The 18,227-nt window shown below is 59.3% G+C and carries 15 protein-coding genes; 13 read left to right on the top strand and 2 right to left on the bottom strand.

Going from position 1 to position 18,227, the window contains the following annotated elements:
• Nucleotides 1-56: 56 nt before the first annotated feature.
• A complete protein-coding gene (locus N2599_RS35585) occupies nt 57-1,667 on the bottom strand; it encodes an ABC transporter substrate-binding protein (protein WP_084606530.1) in 1,611 nt (536 codons plus the stop codon).
• A 542-nt stretch (nt 1,668-2,209) separates the two neighbouring features.
• Here N2599_RS35585 and N2599_RS35580 point away from each other — a divergent pair.
• The 6 genes from N2599_RS35580 (at nt 2,210) to N2599_RS35555 (ending at nt 8,875) form a co-directional block, all read left to right on the top strand.
• On the top strand, nt 2,210-3,643 hold the full coding sequence (locus tag N2599_RS35580) for an amidase (RefSeq protein WP_027511301.1): 1,434 nt from the start codon (nt 2,210-2,212) through the stop codon (nt 3,641-3,643).
• Nucleotides 3,555-4,907: an NAD(P)/FAD-dependent oxidoreductase gene (locus N2599_RS35575; protein ID WP_084606531.1), complete on the top strand. Its 1,353-nt coding sequence runs from the start codon at nt 3,555-3,557 to the stop codon at nt 4,905-4,907. The genes N2599_RS35580 and N2599_RS35575 overlap by 89 nt, the downstream gene beginning before the upstream one ends.
• 101 nt (nt 4,908-5,008) lie before the next feature.
• Nucleotides 5,009-6,538, top strand: a complete 1,530-nt coding sequence (pdxR, locus tag N2599_RS35570; protein WP_027511303.1) for a MocR-like pyridoxine biosynthesis transcription factor PdxR — start codon at nt 5,009-5,011, stop codon at nt 6,536-6,538.
• Nucleotides 6,539-6,724: 186 nt separating this feature from the next.
• Nucleotides 6,725-6,907: a rubredoxin gene (locus N2599_RS35565; RefSeq protein WP_027511304.1), complete on the top strand. Its 183-nt coding sequence runs from the start codon at nt 6,725-6,727 to the stop codon at nt 6,905-6,907.
• A gap of 60 nt (nt 6,908-6,967) precedes the next feature.
• A complete protein-coding gene (locus N2599_RS35560) occupies nt 6,968-7,612 on the top strand; it encodes an FMN-binding negative transcriptional regulator (RefSeq protein WP_027511305.1) in 645 nt (214 codons plus the stop codon).
• 30 nt (nt 7,613-7,642) lie between these two features.
• Nucleotides 7,643-8,875, top strand: coding sequence for an NAD(P)/FAD-dependent oxidoreductase (locus N2599_RS35555; RefSeq protein WP_165928329.1), 1,233 nt, complete (start codon nt 7,643-7,645; stop codon nt 8,873-8,875).
• 63 nt (nt 8,876-8,938) lie between these two features.
• On the opposite strand, the gene N2599_RS35550 is transcribed toward N2599_RS35555, so the two are convergent.
• Entirely contained in the window at nt 8,939-9,601 is a 663-nt protein-coding gene (locus N2599_RS35550; protein WP_027511306.1) for a nitric oxide reductase activation protein NorD, read from the bottom strand.
• Nucleotides 9,602-10,112: 511 nt separating this feature from the next.
• Here N2599_RS35550 and N2599_RS35545 point away from each other — a divergent pair.
• From N2599_RS35545 to N2599_RS35515, 7 genes are all read left to right on the top strand, one after another.
• On the top strand, nt 10,113-11,285 hold the full coding sequence (locus N2599_RS35545) for a PAS domain-containing protein (protein ID WP_165928330.1): 1,173 nt from the start codon (nt 10,113-10,115) through the stop codon (nt 11,283-11,285).
• On the top strand, nt 11,282-12,682 hold the full coding sequence (locus N2599_RS35540) for a sigma 54-interacting transcriptional regulator (protein ID WP_051336668.1): 1,401 nt from the start codon (nt 11,282-11,284) through the stop codon (nt 12,680-12,682). Before N2599_RS35545 ends, N2599_RS35540 begins: the two co-directional genes overlap by 4 nt.
• A gap of 29 nt (nt 12,683-12,711) precedes the next feature.
• Nucleotides 12,712-13,770 carry an ABC transporter substrate-binding protein gene (locus N2599_RS35535; RefSeq protein ID WP_244564606.1) on the top strand — a complete coding sequence of 353 codons (1,059 nt, stop codon included), beginning with the start codon at nt 12,712-12,714 and terminating at the stop codon, nt 13,768-13,770.
• 70 nt (nt 13,771-13,840) lie between these two features.
• Nucleotides 13,841-14,947 carry an ABC transporter ATP-binding protein gene (locus tag N2599_RS35530; RefSeq protein WP_027511308.1) on the top strand — a complete coding sequence of 369 codons (1,107 nt, stop codon included), beginning with the start codon at nt 13,841-13,843 and terminating at the stop codon, nt 14,945-14,947.
• Nucleotides 14,944-15,813, top strand: a complete 870-nt coding sequence (locus tag N2599_RS35525) for an ABC transporter permease (protein WP_037142533.1) — start codon at nt 14,944-14,946, stop codon at nt 15,811-15,813. The genes N2599_RS35530 and N2599_RS35525 overlap by 4 nt, the downstream gene beginning before the upstream one ends.
• A gap of 9 nt (nt 15,814-15,822) precedes the next feature.
• A complete protein-coding gene (locus N2599_RS35520) occupies nt 15,823-16,617 on the top strand; it encodes an ABC transporter permease (protein WP_244564607.1) in 795 nt (264 codons plus the stop codon).
• A gap of 16 nt (nt 16,618-16,633) precedes the next feature.
• Nucleotides 16,634-18,139 carry an aldehyde dehydrogenase gene (locus N2599_RS35515; protein WP_027511311.1) on the top strand — a complete coding sequence of 502 codons (1,506 nt, stop codon included), beginning with the start codon at nt 16,634-16,636 and terminating at the stop codon, nt 18,137-18,139.
• The last annotated feature ends 88 nt before the right edge of the window (nt 18,140-18,227 follow it).

The raw sequence follows: 18,227 nt of genomic DNA, 5'->3' as shown, positions 1-18,227 counted from the left end.
TACGCCTTTCCAGGGAGGGAAGACGGTCGGCCTGATCGCCGGCCGACCGACTTTTCTCACTCGTCGATTTTTTCGATGTTCCAGAACACAGGCGCTGCTGCCGGAATCCATCCCGCCACATTCGATCGGGCGGCTCCCGGCAAGTTGAATTGCCCGAGAACGATATGTGTCGGACTTTCCGCCTCACGAAGCTGCACAGCTTCGGCAGTGCTTTTGCGTTCTTCCGGCGTGCCCGCGAGAGCAAATTGTCGACGCAGCTCCTCCATCTTCGGGTCGTTTGGCCAGCCGAAGGCCGCTTTGTCGCCCGAGGCATTGAAAAAGGCGCCCATTACGGGGTTCAGAACGTCGGCGGACGACCAATAGGTCACCATTGCGTTCCAACCCCCCTGGGACGGCGGATCCTTTCGAACGCGGCGCGAAAGAACGGTCTGCCAGTCCATCGACTGCATATCGACCACAAAGCCGCCACGCTCAAGAAGTGACTTTGCCACCGGTGCGATATTGGTCAGTACCGGGAGATCGGTTGAATGAAGAAGAACGACAGGTTCTCCTTTATAGCCAGCTTCTGCCAAAAGCTGCTTCGACTTCTCGAAGTTCGAATCAAGCTTGTCTTCCATGCCTGCGGTCGTTTCGAGCGCCGTTCCGCAAACGAACATGGCTTTGCATGTTGTATAGAATTCCGGATTGCCGATCGCCGCTTGGAGGAAATCCTCCTGATTCAGCGCATAGAGTGCCGCCTGACGGATCTTTGGATTGTCAAAGGACTTAACCGCCTGATTGAAACGCAAATTGTACTGATAGCCGTAGGGGTTCCAATCGACTATCTTTACCGATGGATCGTCCTTGAGCAGCGGAAAGAGGTCAGGCCCGGGCTGTTGGATGATGTCGATCTCGCCGTTGAGGAGTGCATTGACGGCCTGCTGCTGATCGGCAATCACCCTCCACTCCACGCGCTTGACTTTGGCGACCTTCCCGCCTGCAAGTCCCGATGGAGCCTCGGAACGAGGATTGTAGCCTTCAAATTTGGTGTAGACGGCCTTGTCACCGGGCCGCCATTCGTCGGCTTTAAAAACGAAAGGACCGGATCCGATGAACTCGGAAATCTGAGTGTTCGGATCTGTCTCAGCGATGCGCTTAGGCATCATGAACGGTACGTTCGACGACGGCTTACCAAGCGCGAAGACCAGAAGGCTCGTCGGCTCCTTGAGCTTGATCTCGAAGGTCAGATCATCCTTAGCATCGATGTTCGCGACGAAGGTCATCACGGTTTGCCCGAGGGCATCGCGTGCCGCCCAGCGCTTGATCGAAGGGATGATGTCAGCCGTTGTGACAGGCTGGTTGTCGTGCCAGAGCAAACCGGTGCGAAGCGTGAATGTGTAGGTGAGCTTGTCCTCACTCACGGTGTAGCGATCCACCATCTGTGGCTGAATCTCGCCGTTCGCGTCCATCGCAAACAGCGTGTCGTAAATCATGTAGCCGTGATCGCGGACGATGTAGGCCGTCGTCCAGATCGGATCGACAATCCGAACATCCCCCTGCATGACGACGCGGAGCGTGTCCTTGTCTTCCTCGCCCTCAGCGAGGACGAATGCCGGCACGGACATCATGCCGCCGGTAGCCGCGAGCGCGGCGATAAAGGATCTGCGAAGCATTTTCATTGATGGCATAGTTGGTTCCCCTTTTTTGTCTATGCGGCGTGAACGATTATGTCTGGATGCGCGCGACTTGGGCTTCGCGTTGGGCGGTCCCTCATGTGTGGGTTTCAGTGCCGGATGTCAGGCGTCGGACGGTCGTAGACGGACACGGTCTCCGGCGGCGGCGCCTCACCGGCTCTCGCCTTGCTCGTAGGATGTGGACGGGCCGGACATCGAACACTCTGGTTCATGAGCATCTCCGAATTTCAGTTCGCGAGATCATCACGTTCAATTGCTTTTCCGAGTAGGTCCAGAATCCCGCGTATTTGGCTCAGACGATGTGAAACTGGTCCATCGGCTCAAGTCCTGTTGCCGAACGCAGAAGGACCACTGGCTAGCAGAGCCGACAGGACCCGGTCCGGCGCTCGCTACGAATGATTCTGGACCGGTCGATTTAAAGCTATCTGGCGCTTCAAATCCTTCGGCGTCGTCAGTCAGATCGAAAGGCGGCTTCGTTTGTTCGGAGAATTCGCGGACGGCCGCGCGCCTATCTGCATGTCACCAAAGGATATCTCATGACCGATCTAGCATCTTTGTCCGCTCAGGCACTGACGCAGGGCTATCGTTCCGGGGAGCTTTCCCCGGTAGAGGTTTTGAGCGCCTGTCTCGAACGCATCGATCGGTTCGAACCGATGGTCAACGCTTTCGTTTTCGTCGATCGCGAGGGCGCCTTGAAAGCCGCCCGAGCCTCGGAGCGTCGGTGGCGGCGCGGCGATCAAAAAGGTCCTGCCGACGGCGTTCCGGCCACGATCAAGGACAATATTGCCTGGAGCGGATTTCCCAATCGGCAAGGCTCCTTGCTGACGGCAAAAACACCGGCGGCTTTCGATGCGCCGGCGGTCGCACGTCTGAAGGAGGCCGGCTGCGTCCTTCTCGGCAAAACAACGATGCCGGAATTCGGATGGAAAGGTGTGGGCGACAGTCCTCTGACGGGTATCACCCGCAATCCCTGGGACCTGTCGCGAACAAGCGGCGGTTCTTCCGCGGGGGCTGCCGTCGCGGCCCTGCTCGGCATGGGCGTCCTTCATCTGGGAACCGACGGCGCCGGCTCAATTCGGATTCCGGCGAGTTTCTGTGGTGTCGTGGGTTTCAAACCCTCCTACGGAAGGGTGCCGTCTTACCCCCTGTCCGCCATGGGTGGCCTCGCGCATGTCGGTCCGATCGCAAGGAGCGTCTCGGATGTCGCGACGATGCTGTCCGTCATCAGCCAGCCGGACCACCGCGATCCGACGGCATGGAACCTTGCGCCGCCGGACTATGAAGAAGTCTCCAATCAGGAGCTGAGCGGTCTGCGCATCGGTTGCTCTATTGACCTCGGCTTTGCAGACCATCTCGATCCTGAGATCGTATCTGCGGTCAAACATGCCGCTGCGGAACTTGCCAGGCTTGGCGCTTCAGTCGATGAGATAGACTTGGCGCTTGAGGATCCCAGGGACATTCTCGCGACCCTTTGGGAAGCCGGCGCGGCACTTCTCTTGCGGAACTATGCGCGTGGAGATTGGTCGCGTTGCGACCCTGGAATGGCACGCGCAGCAGAACGGGGTAGAGAGATCAGCGGCGCATGCGTGATCGAGGCACTGACGCGCAAGCGCGTGGAGCTGTCCGCCTCGCTCAGTCATATCTTTGAGAGCTATGACCTGCTTATCACGCCGCAGATGCCGACGGTCGCACTGCCGGCGGGCATGGATACGCCGCCGCGGGGCTTTGCGGGTGTCGACGAATGGGGGGAGGACTGGACCCGCTGGAGCCCGTTCACCTACCCGTTCAATATCACCCAGCTACCGGCAGTTTCCGTTCCCTGCGGTCACAGCAGCGAGGGTTTGCCAATAGGACTTCAGATCGTCGGTCCTATGCGGGCAGATGAGTTGGTGTTGCGTGCCGCGCGGGCGTTTGAGGCCGCCATGCCGCCGGCTGTCCTCGACATCGCTGGAGCTGGTCTGGGCGCGTAGGCTCAGATGCATTGTCCAAAAGGAAGATGGGAGGAATCCGGTGCCAAGAGGACTGATCATTGTCGGTGCGTCACATGCGGGCGTTCAGCTCGCGGCAAAATGTCGTGAGATGGGCTACCAGGAACAGATCACGTTGATCAACGGAGAACGGGATCTACCATATCAAAGACCGCCCCTCTCCAAAGCCTTTTTGACGCAAAACCTATCGCCGGACGACATCCTGCTGCGCCCGGATCGATTTTTCGCGGACGCAAATGTCCGGCTGCTTTCGGGAAAAAGATGCGTGAAGATCGACCGGCGGGAACGAGCCGTTGAACTCGAAGACAGTCGGCGGCTTCGTTACGACTCGCTCGTCCTTGCCATAGGCGCGCGTGCGAGGAGCCTGCCGAAAAGCTTCGGGGCAATCCCGCATGGCGTCGTCAACCTGCGCACTCTGGACGAGGCCCGGTTTGTGCGCGACGCGCTCCGGTCCCCTAAGCAAGTGGTGATCGTGGGAGGGGGGCTTATCGGCCTTGAAATGGCATCGACACTTTCGAGCATCGGCTGCCATGTTTCGCTGGTCGAGTTTCACGGGCGGCTCATGGCCCGTTCGTGCTCGCCGGGAATCGCGGAGGCAATCGAGCAGCTTCACCGCACTGCCGGCGTCAACGTCTACCTCGAAGCCGGGACTGCAGAAATCCACGCAATGGCCGGCCGTCTCCACGGTGTCACGCTCACCAACGGGCTTCGGGTTGAAACAGATATCTGCCTGTTTGCGACCGGAGCTTCCCCCAACATCGACCTCGCGCATGATGCCGGTCTTGCCTGCGGAAACGGCATCATCGTCGATCCGTTCATGAGAACCTTGGACCCCGATATCCTTGCTGTCGGTGACTGCACCACATTTCCAAGTGTGCAACTCGGCGTTCCTGTACGCCTCGAATGTATCCAGAACGCGCATGGACAGGCGGCGACAGCCGCGGCGACGCTGGTCGGGGCTCCCGCGCCCTATATTGTCCCCCCGGTGTTTTGGTCGAATCAGAGGCTTTGCAAGTTTCAGAGGGTCGGATTTCTGGATGGCGTCGATCTGACGGTAAGGCGTGAAGGGGAAGCCGGCGCTTTCTCCTTATGGCATTTCTCAGAGCGCCGGCTGCGCGCCGTCGAGAGCCTCAACAGTGTTCACGACCAAGCTTTGGCACGCCAGCTCCTTGTCAAACAAGCACCTGTCACGCCGGAGCAAGTCGCCGATCCTCAGTATGAGCTTCGCGCGGCGTTGCTGAACTAGGCACACATTCTCCGGCCAGTTGGCTGAAGGATCTTCATCTTCCGACGTCGTTGGTCTATCATCGTTGCTCACATTTCAAATAGGAAGTGGTCCAGAAAGTCATGGCGCGGCGGCAAGACCTAATCACGATCGCTTCGCTGCGGTCCTTTGATCGGACGAGCGGCCGCATCGGCCAGCAATTCGCGCAAGCGCTTCGTGATGCGATTGCGAAGGGGGAGTTGAAGCCCGGGGAGCGCCTACCATCGACCAGAGCATTGTCCGCTACTCTGGGAATTGCACGCGGTACCATTGTTGAAGCTTTCGACCAGCTCTATGCGGAAGGTTACCTGCAGACCCGCGCGCGAAGCGGCACGGTTGTCGCAAATGTCCATGAGGACGCGTCTGATCGCGTTTCACCGGAAATGATGCTCGACGCGCCCGCCGCAGAGCTTCCCCTGCCGACAAATGTTGCCCGGCTCGCTGCCGTCGCAACGGCATTGCGACCGCAGCGAGCGCAGCCTTTTGCAATCGCACATCCGGCCGGCGACGTCGCGCCCGACGACAAGTGGCGGCGGCTGGGGAACCGGGTTCGGGCAACGCGACCCGCGGCCCCTTCTGGATACATCGATCCAAAAGGGCTGCCGGAACTGCGCGCGGCGATAGCCGAGTATGTCCGCAAGGCGCGGGCAGTGAAGTGCACCGCCGATCAGGTCATCATCACCGCGGGAACGCAGCAGGGGCTGTTCCTGGCGGCAACGGTGCTGCTGACGAGGGGAGACGCTGTCTGGGCCGAGGATCCGGCCTATCCGGGGATTGAGGCCGTGCTCGGCAATTTCAACATCGCAATCTGTCGGATCCCGGTCGACGGCCAGGGCATCGACGTCAAGGAGGGCATCCTTCGATGTCCTGGCGCGCGCGTCGCCTTCGTCACGCCCTCCCACCAATATCCGCTCGGCATGCCGCTCAGCATGCCGCGACGTACGTCATTGCTTTCATGGGCTCGCAACAACAATGCCTGGGTCGTGGAAGACGACTACGACAGCGAACTGCGATACGCGGGATATCCGTTCCCTTCCCTCCAAGGGCTCGACCCATCCCGGGTCGTCTATCTCGGCACCATGAGTAAGATGCTGTTTTCATCGCTGCGCCTCGGTTATGCGATCGTGCCGGAGCCTTTGATCGATGCCTTCGCCGGGGCGCGCGCGATGATCGACCGCCATTCCCCCACACCCGATCAGCATGTCCTGGCAAGCTATATGCGCGAGGGCCTCTTCGAGGCGCATGTGCGCCGGATTCGCGGCGCGTATTCGGAAAGGCGAGACGCGCTGATCAAGGCTATTGAACAGGAACTCCCCTCGTGGGCGACCCTGCAGCCATCGGACCAAGGCATGCATCTCGTGCTTTGGCTGCCTCTCGGTATCGATGATGTGAAGATCGCCGACGAGGCGGGCAAGGTCGGTCTTGTCGTCAGGCCGCTTTCGCCAATGTTCGCCAATCCTCCTGCCCGTTTCGGCCTGATGCTGGGTTTTGGCGGATTCACCCCTGGCGAACTCCAAACCGCTGTGCAGCGGCTGAAAGACGTTCTCGATGCCTCCGTCGGAGCGATACGCGGACCGCTGTCCAAGCCCGAACACCTCGTAGCCGAAGCCTGAAGCCATCCCGAGCCCACACGGGATGCCATAACGGTTCGTGTGGTACAGCGAAAATAACGAATACTGGTCCTGTGAAATGGGCCAATTCGGATCAAGGATGCTCCAGACATCGAGCGAGCCGTTAGCGGCTCCGAGAAACTGGAGCATCCCATGAGCGACGACACTGTTCAGACGCTTGATAAGCTCATCGACGAGAACCCGCCCTTAAAGACGTGGCTTTGCGTCCTATGCGGTCTCGTCTACAGCGAGAAAGATGGCTGGCCCGACGACGGCATTCTGCCCGGGACGCGCTGGGCCGACGTACCGGAGGACTGGGCTTGCCCCGACTGCGGTGCTTCCAAAGCCGACTTCCAAATGATCGAAATTTAACAACAGTTCTAGCCCGGCATCGCGACAAGCGAGGCCAACTACTTGCGCCCAGGAGTTCACATGTACGTACCACCGCACTTTGCCGAAAACCGTCCAGAGGTTCTTTTCGATCTGATCGAGAAGAATCCGCTCGGCATCCTCGTCACAAACGGCCAAGCCGGCCTCGACGCCAACCACCTTCCGTTCGAGCTGAACAGGTCCGAGGGAGAAAACGGCACCCTCCACTCCCATGTCGCTCGCGCCAACCCTGTCTGGCAGGATGTGTCGACCGGCGACGAAGTGCTCGTCGTCTTCCGCGCCGCCGATGCCTATATTGCTCCCAACTGGTATCCGAGCAAGCGCGAGTTCAAGAAGCAGGTCCCGACCTGGAACTACCTCGTGGTCCATGCGCACGGCCGCGTCACGATCCGCGATGACGAGCGATATGTGCGTGGCCTGGTCGCCCGCCTCACCCGCACGCACGAGGCGGCACAGGCGGACCCCTGGAAGATGACCGACAGTCCCAAGGACTATATCGACATGATGCTGAAGGCGATCGTCGGTATCGAAATCGAGATCACCCGCCTGATCGGCAAGTTCAAGCTGAGCCAGAATCGCGAGGCGCGGGATATCCTCGAGGCGGGCGAGATGTTGCAGAAGCAGGGCGATGAGTTGATCGGCGGCAGCATGATTGCCTTTGGCACTGAAAAGGCACGTCAGTCCTGAGGCTAGGCCTGGTTTTTGGGGTATTCCATTGTGAACGCGCAATCCGTAGTTATCGTCGGTGCTGGCCATAGCGGTGCGAAGGCGGCAGCCGCCCTTCGCAAACATGGTTGGACCGGAGAAATCAGTTTGGTCGGTGATGAGCCTCACGTCCCATATGACCGCCCACCGTTGTCCAAGGCGGTGCTTCTGGGTAAAAAGACCAGCGATCAGTGCGCTTTCTTTCCCGCAAGCTGGTTCGAGGCAAATCAGATCGAGCTTCTGCTTGGTGAGACTGTTCAAAGCATCGATCGCTCAACCAAGAGGGTCTTGCTCAGTGATAGCCGGCGCCTACCATACGAGAAGCTTCTTCTGGCCACGGGCTCGGCAATCAACCAATTGGCGGTGCCGGGGGCGGAACTCGATGGCGTCTGGCCATTGCGCACACCGCAACACGCTGACGCGATCGCGCGTTCCTTCCATGCCGGACAGAAGCTGGTTGTGATTGGTGCCGGCGTCATCGGGCTTGAGGTCGCCGCAGCGGCGGTCGAGCTAGGGTGTGACGTTCACGTGTTGGAAGTTGCGCCTCACGCTATGGCGCGCAGCCTTCCACTAGACGTTTCGAGCGCACTTGTTTCCGAGCACCGTGGTCGAGGAGTGGACATTCGTTTCGGTGTGCGCGTTGCCGCGCTGGAAGGCGATGGCAGGGTCGCGGCGGTTCGGCTGGACACCGGCGAGGTAATCGAATGCGAAGTTGTAGTCTATGGTGTGGGCGTCAGGCCGCGAACGGAGCTCGCGGAAACAGGCGGACTTGCCGTAGACAATGGGATCATGACAAATGAGCTTCTGCAAACGGAGGATCCTGACATCTTCGCCTGCGGCGATGTCTGCAAATACAAGAGCGGGATTTTTGATAGGTTTTTACGGCTGGAAAACTGGCGAAATGCAGAAGATCAGGCCGATACGGCTGCGCGAAACATGCTTGGCCAAGGGAAAGCCTTCGACGAAGTGCCCTGGTTCTGGAGCAACCAATACGACCTCGCGCTTCAGGTGGCCGGTGTGCCGGCATACGGTTCTTTGACCGTCTCAGGCACTGTCGGTGCCGCAAGGCTCTTTTTGTCGCTGACTGAGCATGGTCTGCTGCGAGGCGCTTGCGCCTTGGGACCGGTACGGGATGTGGCGATGTCCATCCGAAAACTCAAGACGATGATCGCCGCAGGATTTATTCTGGATGTAGGGGCAAACGGGGAATCCGCGGTGCCGCTGAACGATCTTATCAGGGAATGACAATTTGCGGCGTCCAAAGCGGCCTGATCAACATTCAGTCAGCCGGCGACGTAGTTCATCTGGTCAGACGATAAAGGATAGTCGGCAGCTGAATTGGCAGTTGTCCGACACTCGCAATTGCTGCGGTTCCCCGCGTCCAAAGATCCGATCGGCACAAGACCTCCCGTCAGAATCAAGTGCGACGCAGAACGTATCGATTCCTTTGCGGTTCAGCGAATGGACGGCCGCTCTCGCGTCTTCCACGAGATACCTGTTGTCGTCGACGTCGACGTCGGATGGCTCCCCGTCCGTCACAACCAGCAGCAGCCGTCGATGACTCTGACGTTTCGCAAGATCCGCTCCTGCGCGGCGAATGGCGGCTCCCGATCTGGTCGAGAGGCAACTGCGAATGCCTGCAAGGCGTGACCTCGCGAAGGTGTTGTATGTTTCGTCGAAGTCCTTAATCCGGAAATACCGAACGTCCTCCCGGGTGTCGGAGCAGAACGCGGCAATTGCAAAAGGGTCGCCTGCAGCGGAAATCGTCTTGGCGAGAAGAGCGGTCGAAAATCGTTCCAGGTCGAGTACGGTATCATCTTTGCCGTGGATGCGGTCTGCTGTCGACTGCGATACATCCAGCAGGACAAGTACCGAAAAATCGCGGCTGCGACGCTCGGACCGGCCATAGACCCGGAAATCCGGCATCTCGCCGATGCGGTGTGAAATCGAGGCCTCAATGCAGGCATCCATATCGAGGTATTCACCTTCGTGTTGACGGCGAACGCGCTCAGCGCGACTGATCTTGGCAGAGCGTATTAGCGAGGACAAGCGATCGGCGATAGCCTGTGTCTCTGTCCGCGGCGATCGGCTGTCGCTCACGAGCGCAGCGAAGGGCAGCCTATCTCCGGCGCTCAAGGTTTATCGGCCAACTCCCATTGAGCGACACATTCCTTCACCAGCCACCGTCCGGCTGGACCGAGCGCCTTTCCCTTCCTGTAAGCAATGACCAGTGGGAAGGATGTGACCTTGCCCCATGATGTTTGGTTTCTCCGAGGAAATGGTCTTCGAGCCGCGCCAAATCGCAAGCGGCACTTCGCAAAACCGCATCACTACGCTGCGAATCTGCGCATGTATCGCTTGCAAATTTCGATTTTTCTCGGCCAATCCAGTTAGAGCATTGCAATTGCCACTGCCTGTGGCTGGATTGCTGCGTTTTCGCAGTCAGTCCTTCGAGCGGCTGGAGCGACCAAGGGGCCTCGGTATGAACGAACGAATGAACACGGCCTTCAACATGGACAGCCTCCTAATTGATTGGATCGATCTCGAAGGCCGTGTCTGCCGCGTCAACGATCGGGAGGCCAAGACGTTGGCGATCAACCCTCGATCGATAATCGGCACGCCGCTCGAAAGTGTCTATAGCGGCGAGTCCGCCTCCCTCATCCGCGCCATCGCCCGCGGCGAACAAACCGCCGAACAAAGCTTTCCGGTGTGGATGAATTCCAAGGCCCATGGCGACATGCCCATGGTGGCGAGTACCTTTGTCGACGGGCTGAACGGTCTTGCAGTCGTCAAGCAGCCGCTGACGCCGGCAGCGCTCGGTGTTGGCGCAGAGTTGGTGGAGCGGGTGGAAATCCTGTCGCAGATGATCGGCGCCGCCACCGATGCCTGCTGGTGCATCGAGTTTCTCGAGCCGGTCGACACATCGCTCGCGCAAGAGGAAATCGTCGAACAGATATTCAAGAACCGGAGCAGTTGGCGGGCTTGCAACGATGCCATGGGCCGCCTCTACCGACTGCCGGATGGGCTGGATTTCAACACGCAGCCGGTTTCCCGCTATTTCCCTGCAACCGAGATCAACCGGCAGATGGTACGCGACCTCGTCCGGTCGAACTATCGCCTCGACCATGCGCAGGCGGTGGACCGACGCCATGACGGAAGCGAGATGCTGGTGGAGAACGACTTCCGCGCGGCCATTAGGGACGGTTTGCTGATCCGCCTCTGGGGCACGACGCGCGATGTCGGGATGCACAAGAAGCGCGAACAGCAGCTTTACGATCGCGCCGAGACGATGCTCGACATTCTCAGCGCCGCGCCAGACCCGATCCTGGTGATGTCGGAGGACGGACTGTTGCTGGCCGCCAATCCCGCTGCCGAAACTGCATGGGGCCGACCCGCCGATCAGATGCTCGGACGGCCGCTCCAGCAATTCGCAGAGACGCGCAACGCGGTCGAAAGGCTGCGGCAAGCCGCACTTGCGGCGGAAGAGTCCGCTGGGAGCGAATGCGACCTCATCATCATCTCGGCCGATAATTGTCGGAACAACTGGCGCTTCCGGGCTGCGCGTATCGAGGGAGAGATGGGCCGATACGTCCTGACGGCCCGGAGAAAGTCGAAAAGAAGGTCACCTTCGCTTGCCCAGGAGGCGCTGTCGTGAAGTTCTATGCGAACGATATAAATGCATTCGCGCCGCGGGGGCTTCGTCCGGGCTTCGTCGACGATCCGCAGTTTCGTGGCTTTCTCGAAGCTTTGCCCGATGGCGCGGCCTTTCTGGAAATCGATGGCACGATCAAGCTCGCCAACGGCAAACTAGAGCTGCTCCTCAACCTTGCACGCGCGGACCTTGTCGGGTCCGAACTGGCGAAGCATGCCAAGACCGCCGGCCCACTTATCCAGAAGCTTGCCGCCGCGCTCCATCAACTGAAGCGGATCGAGGTCTCGGGCGCGCTCAACTCGCAAAGAAACGTGTTTGCGTCGCTCAGCATCCTGCGAAACCAGGAGGGTGGGGCCTACGGTGCGCTACTCACGATGCGAGAGGCGAACCGACAACATAGGCCGAACGAAGGGTCAGAGCGGTTTCGGTTCGAGACGGAGACCGGAGAGGTCGCAAGGACCGCGTACCACATAACGCCGCGGCTTCACGGCCTTGCCCGCAAGGGCGAGATGGCTCTGGAACGCGGGAGTGCAATCCTGCTGACGGGCGAGACCGGAACGGGCAAGACCGAGTTCGCAAAACGAATTGGACACTCCGACAAAGCCGGAGCCGTGCCGTTCGTCCATGTCAACTGTGGGATGCTCTCCGACGAGCAGTTCGATGTCGAGATGTTCGGGATTGAGCCTGGGTCGCCGCTGGACCAATCCACGCGCGGAAAGCTCGGTTTCATCGAAGCCGCCGACGGGGGGATATTGTTTCTGGACCAAGTCACCGATCTATCCGTCACGTCTCAAATGAAGCTCGTGTCCTTCCTGGAGACCCAAACCTTCAGCAGGGTGGGATCCATGCAGCGAAGGCGAGCGCGCTTCCGGCTTATCACATCTACGAACCTCGACCTGGGAAACAAGATCGCCGAGGGAGTATTCCGACCGGATCTCTTCTACCGCATCGCGGTTGTCACCATTGCCCTCCCGCCTTTGCGCGAGCAGCCCGATCTTGTAGAGGCTGTTGCCGATCAGATGCTTCGTCGCATCAATCTCATTCGGAAACCTCAGCTTCGGCTGTCTCCGGAATTCACCGATCTGCTTCAGGCGCACTCCTATCCCGGAAACTTGCGGGAACTGTCAAACATCCTGGAGCAGGCCGTGGCCTGCGCCGAGGGTGTCGCGCTTCCGGAGCATTTCATGGCACCCATACTCGCCCCCGCGCGCACCGAGCCCAAGCATATGGAGGTGCCTGCGCCTTCTGTGCCCGCGCACGCCAGCTTGAAAGACCTCGTCCAGGGATTTGAGACCTGGATCCTGGAAAAATCCATCGCAGAAAATGGAAGCAAACGAAGCGCCGCCAAGGCACTCGGAATCGACATCGCCACGCTCGTTCGAAAAACGAAGCGCAAATAATTAAACGCGATATACAGGGGAACAATATCATGAGCCTAATCAAAAAACTGGCAATCGGCGCATTGGCAACGATTTCCGCGCTGCCGCACATGGCCTCGGCCAGCGCAGGCGAGCTCAACCTGCTCACATGGGAAGGTTATGCCGCAGATAGCTTTATCACCAAGTTTGAAGCCGCATCCGGCTGCAAGGTCACGGCGTCCTATGTCGGCTCGAATGACGATTTTGCCGCCAAATTGGCTGCGGGTGGTGGAGTCTATGACATTATCACGCCCTCGCTTGACACCGTTCCAATGTTGCACGAAGCCGGCTTCGTAGACCCGATCGACACCACGAAGGTCGAAGGCTTCGACGGCATCTACCCTGAATTCTCCAAGGTGAGCGCGGTGGTAGTCGACGGCGAAACCTGGGCGGTGCCGCTGATTTGGGGCTCTGTCTCCCTTATCTATCGGCCGGATAAGCTGTCTTCGACGCCCGATTCGATCGGCGTCCTATTCGATCCCGCGAACAAGGGAAAGGTCTCCCTATGGGACGACAAGTCGGCGATCTACTGGACAGCACGATACCTTGGCTACGACAATGTTTTTGATCTCACGGACGAGCAGTTGGATGCTGTGAAGGCAAAACTGCTCGAACAAAAGCCGTTGGTTCGGAAATACTGGGCATCTGCTGGAGAGCTGACCGAACTCATGGCCAACGAGGAAGTGTATGTGTCCAACGCCTGGACCGGCCTGACGAGCAAAGACGTCAACGCCTTGAATAAGGGCTTCAACGTCATCGAATTCACACCAAAGGAGAAAGCCGAGGGCTGGATGGATTCGATGATGATCGCCAAGGGCTCTCCGAATACCGAATGCACATACAAGTTCATGTCATTCATGCAGTCAGCAGACGGGCAGTGCGGCATTGCTGGGGAGACCGGTTATTTTCCGGTGAACCCGAAGGCCGTCCAGGGTTGCATGAATGAGGACCTGAAGAAGGAACGTCAGGTCAATAACGTCGAGTTCGTCAAAAGCCTCGTGATGTGGGAGCAGCCGAAGCGCCTCGACAAGTACCTCGAGGTCTGGAACGCGGTTAAGGCGGGCCTCTAAGCGACCGTTGGGTCGGAGGGTGCTACGCGCATCCTCCCTTTCCTCTTACATCTGATATTTTGGAGAACGCATGAGCTCGCGTGCTATCGTGACGCTGAACGGCGTGACAAAGACCTATGGCCATTTCACGGCCCTACACGAAACGAAACTCGAGGTGGGTGAAGGCGAATTCGTTACCCTCCTCGGACCGTCCGGATGCGGAAAAACCACCACGCTGAGGCTCATTGGCGGTTTCGAGTATGCGAATTCGGGAACCGTGTCCATTGCTGGGCAGGATGTCACGAACGCTCCTCCCTACCGGCGTCCGGTCAACACCGTCTTTCAGGATTACGCCCTTTTCCCCCATATGACGGTTGCGGAAAACATTGCCTACGGCCTGTCCGTCAAGGGCAGCGCCGTCGCACCCGGGGAGCGGAAGCGACGCGTGGAGGAGACCCTCGCGATGGTCGGCCTGGAGACGATGGGCAACCGGGTGCCGGCGGCACTTTCCGGGGGACAGCGCCAACGCGTCGCCATGGCCCGGGCGATCGTGCGTCGACCGCGCGTGCTGCTGCTTGACGAGCCCCTGTCGGCGCTCGACGTGAAGCTCCGCGAAGGCATGCAGGTCGAACTCAAGCGGCTCCACCGGGAACTCGGCATCACCTTCCTGATGGTGACCCACGATCAGGCCGAGGCACTTGCGCTCTCCGATCGCATCGTCGTCATGAAAGAGGGAAAGATCGTCCAGGTCGGAGCGCCCACCGAACTCTACGACGATCCGGCCACTCCTTACGTGGCCGACTTCATCGGCGCTTCCAACCTGGTGTCGGCAAGATACGAGGGTCGAGATGGAGTATTCGATCTCCTTCGGCTGGATGACGGAACCCTTCTGAGGCGTATCGGCAGGGTTCCGTCCGCCGGCGAGCCTCTTCGCGCCGTCACCGCCGGTATCCGACCCGAGAGGATAAGACTGGACGCCTTCGATGGAGCCAACACCATGGAGGCTCGAATTATCGAGACGCTGTTCCATGGAGACCGCGTGCGTCTGGAACTCGCTTTGGCGGGCAACGCCGGGCGAATCTTTGCGGATGTCCCACGGACTGCCGGAACAGGGCGTCATCTCGAGCCTGGGGGGGCCATCGGCCTGTATGTAGACCCGGCCGATGTGATGTTATTTGCACCGGAGCTACGCACATGACCGTCGGCCGCCGCAATCTCGCAGCCTTCGCAGCCCTTTTTTCAATTCCGCTGGGCTGGGCGCTGATTTTCATGATCTTTCCCTACGCGGTCATGATCGCCGTCGGTTTCTGGACCCGCCAATTCCCTCTCTTTGTCCCTGATTTTCAGCGGGGCAACTTCGTCCAACTGTTCAGCGACCCCCAATACATCACCGTCATCCTGCGCACCCTCAAGATCGCCCTGCTCGTCACCCTTGGAGCGATCCTGCTCGGTTACCCGCTCGCCTATTTTCTGGTCTTCACGGTCAAGTCCCAAAAGTGGCGAAACCTTCTCTACATGTCCGTCATCGTCCCACTCTGGGTCTCATATCTCCTGCGGGCTTACACCTGGAAGATCATCCTGGGAACGAACGGAGCGCTCAATTCCCTGCTCCTCTCCTTCGGACTCATCGACGAGCCACTGACGCTGTTCCTCTACAATCAGGCGTCCATGGTGATTACTCTGGTCTACATCTTCGTCCCATTCATGGTGATGCCCCTCTTCACCGTGCTCGACAACATTCCAAAGGCACTGATCGAGGCTTCGGAAGACCTGGGCGTCGGCCCCTTCATCACGTTTTGGAGGGTGATCTTTCCGTTGTCCCTGGGCGGTCTCATAGCTGGTGCGACACTGACCTTCTGCCTCGCCTTTGGAGATTTCGTAGCTCCTGTGCTCGTTGGCGGCCCTGACGGCACCATGGTTGCCAACCTCCTTCAGAGCCAGTTCGGCGCAGCGCTCAACTGGCCGCTCGGTTCGGCGCTCGCAACGCTCGTGCTGATCCTCGTACTCGCCGTTCTCACCGTCTCAAGCCGGTTCGACCGGCGAGATCACATAGATATGAACTAGGAGGACGAGATGATGGCTTCTCTTCAATGGTGGCAGCGCGGCCTGGTCGGATTCAGTTTACTGGTGCTGATTTTTCTTTACGTGCCGATTGTCATCCTCGTGCTGTTTTCATTCAATGACAGCCCGGTGACGTCCTTTCCGCTCTCGGGCTTTACGCTACGCTGGTACCAACAGTTCCTGGCGAACAACCAGATGCTGACGGCGCTTGGCAACAGCTTGATCGTGGCGAGCTTCGCAACACTCCTCAGCGTGGTGATCGGCGTCACGGCGGCTCTGGCGCTCGATCGTTACAGCTTCCCGGGTAAGGACATTTTCCGCAACGCTATCCTGCTGCCGCTCAGCCTACCGGGCATCGTGACCGGGATTGCGATGCTGAACTTCTACAAGCAGATCGGCATCCCCCAAAGCCTCACCGCCGTGGTCATCGGTCACGCGACAGCGCTGCTTGGCGTCGTTGTCTCGCAGGTGATGGCCCGCCTCGCCAAGCTCAATCTGCGTCTCCTCGAAGCTTCGGCGGATCTCGGAGCGACGCCCTTCGAAACGTTCTACCGGGTGATTCTTCCCAACATTCGCACTTCGATCATCGGATCGGCGCTGCTGTGTTTCACGCTGTCCTTCGATGAAATCCCGGTCACCTATTTCCTCACCGGCCGCGACGTGACCCTTCCGATCTACATCTACTCGACCCTCAGGCGAGGCATCACGCCCGAAATCAATGCCGTCGGCAGCATCATCGTTGCCGCCTCCTTCGTGCTCGTCGTGCTCTCCGTCACGATGCTCAGAGACCAAACCAAGTCAAAGTAACAACAGGAGTACAGTCATGGACGCCTCAACCTACACGCGGGATTTCTGGCATGGCAAAGCCAAGTCCCTGAAATTCAGGACGCTACATTTCATCGACGGCGCATATGTTCCTTCCGCCGATGGACGGACATTCAACACGATCAATCCAGCAACGGGCGAAGTCCTTGCGGAAGTCAGCCGCGGTGGTCAGGCGGAGATCGATCGCGCCGTAAGCGTCGCTCGCAAGGCTTTCAAGTCCGGCTCCTGGTCGCGCATGGATCCGCGTGACCGCATGGCAGTCCTAGAGCGCTTCTCGACACTTGTTGAGGCGAATGGGGAAGAATTTGCCCTGCTCGACAGCCTCGACATGGGCAAGCCCGTCATGGACATGATGAACATCGACATCCCGGGTTCGGTTACGTCCCTGAAGTTCTTCTCCGAAACGATCGACAAGATTGAGGGAGCGGTGACCAACACGTCGGCCAGCGCCCTCCATTACATCCTTCGCCAGCCACTGGGCGTCGTCGGCCTCATCGTACCGTGGAATTATCCCTTGATGATGGCGGCCTGGAAGCTCGGTCCTGCCCTTGCGACAGGCAACTCCGTCGTCCTCAAGCCGGCGGAGCAATCTCCGCTTTCGGCAAACCTGCTGGCCGAACTGTTTATCGAAGCCGGCGGCCCGGCCGGCGTCTTCAACGTCATCCACGGGCTGGGAGAAGAGGCCGGAAAGGCTCTCGGCCTGCACAATGACGTCGACAAGATCGGCTTTACCGGGTCGACCGAGGTGGGCAAGCTCCTGATGGTCTATGCCGGCCAGTCGAACATGAAGCGGGTCTCCACCGAATGCGGAGGAAAGACGCCGCAGATCGTGCTCGGCGACTATGATGATCTGGACACCGCGGTCACCTATGCCGTCAACGGTATCTATGGAAACCAGGGCGAGGTCTGCAACGCCGGTTCGCGAATTCTGGTGGACAAGAGCATCCACGACGACTTCGTGGAGCGCTTCTCCGCCCGCACCAGGGAGAATTTCGTGCTCGGCGACCCGCTTGATCCTTCGACGACGATCGGGCCGCTCGTTACCGCGTCGCATCAACAAAGGGTGCTGCAATACATCGACGTCGGCCGTAATGAGGGCGCTGCCCTGAAATTCGGCGGCGGCACGCTTGCGTCCTCGCCGATGGGGGCCTTTGTCGAACCGACTCTTTTCACGGGCGTCAACAACTCCATGCAGATCGCACGTGAAGAGATCTTTGGGCCGGTCGCCACGATTATTCCCGTGGACGGCATCGAGGACGCCGTGGAAATCGCCAATGACACCGTCTACGGCCTCGCGGCCTCGATCTGGACCCGCGACGTCGGGAAGGCGCATCGCTTTGCGCGCGACGTAGAAGCCGGCGTGGTGTGGGTAAACTGCTTCGATCACGGCGACATGACGTCGATCTGGGGTGGCTACAAGCAGACGGGCAATGGCCGCGACAAGTGCCTCGAGGCGCTTACCCAATACACCCAAACCAAATCGGTATGGGTGCACCTCGGCTGATCGCCACAGCGACATTGCCTGGGCAGTGGCTTCTGCCCAGGAAAAATGAACACGCGGCTGAGCCCGCGCACACTCCGATCAACGAATC

This window comes from Rhizobium sullae (genome assembly GCF_025200715.1).
Classification (GTDB): Bacteria; Pseudomonadota; Alphaproteobacteria; order Rhizobiales; family Rhizobiaceae; genus Rhizobium; species Rhizobium sullae.
The sequence above is the reverse complement of the archived record's forward strand: the minus strand, read 5'-3'. Positions and strand labels throughout refer to the sequence as shown.